This window comes from Dietzia sp. DQ11-38-2 (assembly GCF_014145055.1).
Lineage (GTDB): Bacteria > Actinomycetota > Actinomycetes > Mycobacteriales > Mycobacteriaceae > Dietzia.
Genome location: NZ_JAALDW010000365.1, coordinates 1 through 5,896, shown reverse-complemented (window position 1 = coordinate 5,896; position 5,896 = coordinate 1). Strand labels below are relative to the sequence as shown.

General features: G+C 70.3%; 5 protein-coding genes. All 5 read left to right on the top strand.

Annotated elements, in window-relative coordinates; all coding sequences use genetic code 11:
- Positions 1-43 precede the first annotated feature (43 nt).
- Positions 44-766 (top strand): M23 family metallopeptidase, encoded by a 723-nt coding sequence (locus G6026_RS12350; RefSeq protein ID WP_182613349.1) that lies wholly within the window; start codon positions 44-46, stop codon positions 764-766.
- A 180-nt stretch (positions 767-946) separates the two neighbouring features.
- Entirely contained in the window at positions 947-2,032 is a 1,086-nt protein-coding gene (locus tag G6026_RS12345; protein ID WP_107756297.1) for an S-(hydroxymethyl)mycothiol dehydrogenase, read from the top strand.
- Positions 2,029-2,688 (top strand): MBL fold metallo-hydrolase, encoded by a 660-nt coding sequence (locus tag G6026_RS12340; protein ID WP_107756298.1) that lies wholly within the window; start codon positions 2,029-2,031, stop codon positions 2,686-2,688. Before G6026_RS12345 ends, G6026_RS12340 begins: the two co-directional genes overlap by 4 nt.
- Before the next feature lie 17 nt (positions 2,689-2,705).
- The gene (locus G6026_RS12335; protein WP_309230155.1) at positions 2,706-5,459 is read left to right on the top strand and encodes a cation-transporting P-type ATPase; all 2,754 of its coding nucleotides are present in this window, start codon (positions 2,706-2,708) and stop codon (positions 5,457-5,459) included.
- A 76-nt stretch (positions 5,460-5,535) separates the two neighbouring features.
- A partial coding sequence (locus G6026_RS12330) for an SRPBCC family protein (RefSeq protein WP_182613348.1) occupies positions 5,536-5,896 on the top strand: 361 nt, incomplete at its 3' end.

The following is a 5,896-nucleotide window of genomic DNA, read 5'->3' as shown; positions in this document are numbered from 1 at the left end:
TCCCGCCGCTTCGCCCACGCACCGAACTCCGAGGTTTCCCCTGATGTCCGACGCCACTCGAATCACCTTCACCGAGCTCGCCGATCGACTCGGTGTGGCCGGCTCCGGCGCGACCGCCGGCCGCCACCGCGCAGCCCGGTCCGCGAGCGGGATGGGCCGCATCGTCGCCGGCGCAGTCGCCGGTGCCGCTTTCACCGGTGGCGTCGCGATGGCCGCAGCCCCCGCCGCCTCCGCCCAGTCCGCTGACATCGACGTGAACCAGATCGGCCAGATGGCCCAGGAGTTCGCCCAGGGCATCGGTCTGAACGAGCAGCAGCTGCGGGAGTACGCCCTCGATCCCGCGTTGTTCGGCTCGCTCGGTATCCCCGCCGGTGCGGTCGGCGGAGCCCATGCCCCGACCTTCGGCCCCATCACCTCGGGCTTCGGACCGCGGTGGGGAACCTTCCACAACGGCACGGACTTCGGCGCCCCGATCGGCACGCCCCTGTTCGCCGCCAAGTCCGGCACGGTCGTCGCCGCGGGGCCGGCCTCGGGCTACGGACTGTGGATCCGCATCCAGACCGACGACGGATACCTCCTCGAGTACGGCCACAACGACCAGAACTACGTCTCGGTGGGCCAGCGCGTCCATGCCGGTCAGGTCATCGGAACCGTGGGCAACCGCGGTTACTCGACCGGCCCGCACCTGCACTTCGGCGTGCGCAACCCGGCCGGCCAGTGGATCGACCCCGTGCCGTGGCTGCGTGCGCAGGGTGTCGCCGTCTGAGCGGACCTCCGAGCAGCCTGCTCGTCCCCCGGGGCCCCGGACACCGTGAGTGTCCGGGGCCTCGGCCGTCTGGCGGGAGGAAAGATGGCGGGATCTGCATGTGTGGCAGGGTGGGAGATGCCGGTGCCGGTCATCGCCCGACACCTGCCCGAGCTGTACTGATCTCGAGGAGAATCCGGAATGTCACAGACCGTCAAGGGCGTCATCGCCCGTAGCAAGGGCGCGGACGTCGAGCTGGTCGACGTGGTGGTCCCCGATCCGGGGCCGAACGACGTCGTCGTCCGCGTGCAGGCGTGCGGCGTCTGCCACACCGACCTGGCCTATCGCGACGGCGGCATCAATGACGAGTACCCCTTCCTGCTGGGCCACGAGGCCGCGGGGATCGTCGAGACCGTCGGTGACCGCGTCACTCATGTGGCCGAGGGCGATTTCGTGGTGCTGAACTGGCGAGCGGTGTGCGGTGAGTGCCGGGCCTGCAAGCGCGGGCAGCAGCAGTACTGTTTCGCCACCCACAACGCCTCGAGGAAGATGGCCCTCACCGACGGCACGGAGCTCACCCCCGCTCTCGGGATCGGCGCGTTCATCGACAAGACCCTGGTCCATGAGGGGCAGTGCACCAAGGTGGACCCCGCGGCCGACCCGGCCGTGGCGGGACTGCTGGGGTGCGGCGTGATGGCCGGCCTCGGTGCCGCGGTCAACACGGGCAATGTCACGCGGGGCCAGTCCGTGGCGGTCATCGGGTGTGGTGGTGTCGGCATCGCCGCGGTCGTGGGCGCACGTCTGGCGGGTGCGTCGACCATCGTGGCCGTGGACATCGATGACACCAAGCTCGAGTGGGCGCGCGACTTCGGTGCCACCCACGTGGTCAACTCCACCGGGGTGGACCCAGTGGCGGCCATCCAGGAGCTCACGGGCGGCGTCGGCGCCGATGTCGTGATCGACGCGGTCGGCCGGCCCGAAACGTACGAGCAGGCCTTCTACGCTCGTGATCTCGCCGGGACCGTGGTCCTGGTGGGGGTGCCCACGCCCGAGATGCGCCTGGAGATGCCGCTGTTGGACTTCTTCGGCCGCGGTGGTTCGCTGAAGTCCTCCTGGTACGGCGACTGCCTGCCGGAGCGCGATTTCCCGATGCTGGTGGATCTCCACCTGCAGGGTCGGCTCCCGCTCGAGAAGTTCGTCAGCGAGCGCATCGGCCTGGACGCGGTCGAGTCCGCGTTCGGTGCCATGAAGTCCGGTTCCGTCCTCCGATCGGTGGTGACCCTGTGAGCGAGACCCACACCAGTGCCGGTAATGCCGGTGGCCTGCGCATCGAGAAGGTCGTGACGAGCGGCGTGTTCGCCCTCGACGGAGGCGAGTGGGAGGTGGACAACAACATCTGGATCCTCGGCGACGACTCCGAGGTGTACGTCATCGACGCCGCCCACACCGCCCAGCCGATCATCGACGCGGTGGCCGGGCGCACGGTGAAGGGCATCCTGTGCTCGCACGCCCACAACGACCACATCACCGTGGCCCCGGAGCTGGCCCGGGAGCTCGACACCCGGGTCTTCGTCCATCCCGGTGACCAGATGCTGTGGGAGGAGACCCACCCGACGGTCGCCCACGAGGACCTCGAGGACGGGCAGACCTTCCAGATCGCCGGGACCGGGTTCACGGTCATGAACACCCCCGGTCACTCGCCGGGCTCGTGCGTCTTCCACGTCCCCGAGGCGGGCGTCCTGTTCTCCGGCGACACCCTGTTCTCCGGAGGGCCCGGCGCGACCGGTCGGTCGTACTCCGACTTCCCCACCATCATCACCTCGATCAGGGACCGCATCCTCACCCTGCCGGCCGAGACACTGGTCCATACCGGCCACGGCGACGGTACCAAGGTGGGTGAAGAGTCCCCGCATCTGGAGGAGTGGATCGCCCGGGGCAGCTGACCGGGCACGATGGGGGGGTGACGACGACGGACCGCGCCCCGGAGACGGATCTGCGCACCCCCTGGCACACACTGCCCACCGCGGAGGTGGTCTCCCGCCTCGGCGCGGGGTCGAACGGTCTGACCCGCGCCGAGGCGTCCCGTCGCCTCGCCGTGCACGGTCCCAACACCCTGCCGGTGGCGGCCGGGGTGCCGGCCTGGAGGCGGGTCCTGCGGCTGCTCCGCGACCCCATGATCATGGTTCTCGCGGTGGCCGCCGTGGTGAGCGCCGTGATCTCGCGCGAGTGGGAGACCCCGGTCGTCATCCTCCTGGTGGTGGTGCTCAACACAGTGCTGAACTACGTGCAGGAGACGCGGGCCGAGGAGAGCCTGGCGGCGTTGCGCGACATGGCGGTGCCGCACAGCCGGGTGGTGCGGGACGGCGGCGAGGTGGAGGTGGACAGCGCGGATCTCGTCCCGGGGGACGTCGTGGTGGTGGAATCCGGCGACAGGGTCCCCGCTGACGGACGCGTTCTCGAGGCGTCCCGGTTCCAGGTGGCGGAGTCGGCCCTGACCGGCGAGTCGGTCCCCGTGGACAAGACGGCGGGAGCGGTGGCCGCCGCGGACGCGCCGCTCGGTGACCGCACCGGCATGGTGTTCATGAACACCGAGGTCACCCGCGGTCGGGCTCGCGTAGTGGTCACGGGGACCGGTGAGCGCACGGAGATGGGGGCGATCGCCGAGCTGCTCGACGGGGCGGGCGGCGAGCAGACGCCGCTCCAACGGCGGATCGGGGTCCTGGCCCGGGTCCTCACCGTGATCGCGCTGGTCGTGGTGACGCTGGTGATGGGGATCGGACTGGTGCGCGGGCAGTCCTGGGAGGACATGCTCCTCAGTGCCGTCTCGCTCGCCGTGGCCACCATCCCGGAGGGCCTCACCGCCGTGGTGGCGTTCACCCTCGCGATGGGCGCCTCGAGGCTCGCCCGTGAGGGAGCGATCATCAAGAACCTCGCGGCGGTGGAGACCCTCGGGTCGACCAGCCACATCGCCACCGACAAGACCGGGACCCTCACCCTCAACGAGATGACCGTGACGCGGATCGTCGCGGGCGGTTCCGCCTACACCGTCACCGGGACCGGGTACGAGGCGACCGGCACGGTCCTGTCGTCCGATCCGGATGCCGTTCCGGACCTCCGGAGGGCGGCGGTCGCCATGACGCTGTGCAACGACGCGATCGTGACCGACGGCGAACTCGTCGGCGACCCCACCGAGGGCGCTCTCCTCGTGGCCGCCACCAAGTGCGGGCTCGACGTGGAGGGACTGCGTGCCGCCCGGCCCCGGGTGGCCCAGGTGCCCTTCGACTCCGACTACAGGTTCATGGCCACCGTCAACCGCTCACCGGGCGGGGGGCTCGCGCTCAGCGCCAAGGGCGCGACCGGTGCGCTGCTGCCCCGGTCGACCCACGTGTGGAACGGCACGGACGCCGTGGAGCTCACCGATGAGCTGCACGAGGCGATCCGTCTCGCGACCGATGAGCTGGCCGGACATGGGCTACGGACCCTGCTGGTCGCGGGGCGTCCGTTCAAGGACGGAACCGACGAGGTCGCAGTGGACGAGAGCAGGCTCCTCGACGAGGTGTGGGGGCTGACCGTGTTCGCGGTGGTGGGCATCGTCGACCCGCCCCGGCCCGAGGCCGCCGAGGCCATCCGGGTGGCGCGCGCGGCCGGGATCTCCGTCCACATGATCACCGGAGACCACCTCGTCACGGCCTCGTCGATCGCCCGCGACCTGGGGATCGAGGGGGAGGCGGTGCGAGGGGTCGATCTCGACGGACTCGACGACGACGAGCTGTGCGGGCGGGCTCCCGGAATGGGAGTCCTGGCCCGGGTGTCCCCGGAGCACAAGATCCGGATGGTCCGGGCGCTGCAGTCCGGCGGGGACGTGGTGGCCATGACCGGCGACGGCGTCAACGACGCGCCCGCGCTGAGTCAGGCGGACATCGGGATCGCGATGGGGATCACCGGCACCGACGTGTCCAAGGGCGCGGCCGACATGGTCCTCACCGACGACAACTTCACCACGATCGTCTCGGCCGTCGAACAGGGCCGCGGGATCTACGACAACATCGTCAAGTTCGTGAAGTTCCAGCTCACCACCGCGTGGGCGTTCGTGCTGGTGTTCCTCGCCAGCGGGCTGCTGGGTCTGCCCGCGGTGCCGTTCACCGCCCTGCAGGTCCTGCTGGTGAACATCGTCATGGACGGCCCGCCGGCCATGGCGCTGGGCGTGGAGCCCGTGGAGAAGAACGCGATGCGGCGGCCGCCCCGACCCGCCGACGAGCAGATCCTCACCCCGTCACGACTGGTACGGATCCTGTGGCTGGGCGTGGTCATGGCCACCGGGACACTGCTGGTCCTCGCGTTCGCGGAGACGATCTTCCCCGAACGCGCGGGCGTGCCGTTGTTCGCCACCACTCTCGCCTACGCCGCCTTCGTGTTCTTCCAGGTGTTCAACCTGATGAACGTCCGCTCCACGGACGGCTCGGTGTTCTCCCGGGACATGGCGCACAACGCCCCGATCTGGGTGGCCCTGGCGGCGGTCCCGCTGCTGTTGGTGGCCGTGGTCCAGGTGCCCTTCCTCCAGGGGATCTTCGACACCACCCCGTTGCACGCGGACGAGTGGTTGTTGGCGGTCGCGGTGGGCTCGTCGATCCTCTGGCTCGAGGAACTCCGGAAAGTCGTGGCGAGGTGGCGTGCTCGGCGGCAGGAGGGATCGGGCACGATGGTGGGGGTCTGACGCGCCCCTGTCGAGGGCGCCGCCACCGGCGATTCCGGCGGTCGCGATGTGGTCAGGCAGAGGAGGAGTCACGATCATGGGCAGGGTCACCGCCAGCAACACCATCGTCATCGAGGCGCCCGTCGCGGCCGTGACGGCCGCGATCGCGGACTACGCCCAGGTTCGTCCCCGGATCCAGCCCGAGCAGTTCACCGCGTACAGGTTGATCGAGGGCGGCCAGGGGCACGGCACCGTGGCGGCGTGGAACCTCCAGGCCACCAAGAAGCGCAGCCGGGACGTCAAGGCCACGGTGACCGTGGACGAGGCCGCGGCGCACTGGTCGCTGGTGGAGAAGGACGCCAACTCGTCCATGGCCACCACCTACACGGTCCGCGAGGCCACCGGGGGTGCGCTGGTGGAGATGACCACGTCGTGGGACGGGGCCGGGGGAGTGGGGG

What these genes read in the sequence shown, in the direction of transcription:
- G6026_RS12350 (WP_182613349.1), top strand. Translation starts at nt 44, where the DNA reads ATGTCCGACGCCACTCGAATCACCTTCACCGAGCTCGCCGATCGACTC.
- G6026_RS12345 (WP_107756297.1), top strand. Translation starts at nt 947, where the DNA reads ATGTCACAGACCGTCAAGGGCGTCATCGCCCGTAGCAAGGGCGCGGAC.